Raw genomic sequence first — 274 nt, forward strand, 5'->3', positions numbered from 1 at the left:
GGTCTTGGTGAACGTGATAAAGCAGGCTTGGCATTTAACGAAATGGTTAAAAGTGGTGAGTTAAAAGGTCCTATCGTTATCGGTCGTGACCATTTGGATACTGGCTCTGTTGCCAGCCCAAACCGCGAAACAGAAAGTATGAAAGATGGCTCGGACGCTGTATCTGACTGGGCGTTATTAAACGGCATGCTCAATGTCGCAGGCGGCGCCACTTGGGTGTCATTACATCATGGCGGCGGCGTGGGTATGGGTTACTCGCAGCACTCTGGCATGG

Annotated in this window: 1 pseudogene; it reads left to right on the plus strand. The window is 51.1% G+C overall.

The window, feature by feature from the left end:
* Positions 1–274 (plus strand): annotated as a pseudogene (locus tag AAEY88_RS13570) (urocanate hydratase); the annotation flags it as partial.

Origin of the sequence: Psychrobacter sp. CAL346-MNA-CIBAN-0220 (assembly GCF_040309805.1) — a bacterium.
Taxonomy (GTDB): domain Bacteria; phylum Pseudomonadota; class Gammaproteobacteria; order Pseudomonadales; family Moraxellaceae; genus Psychrobacter.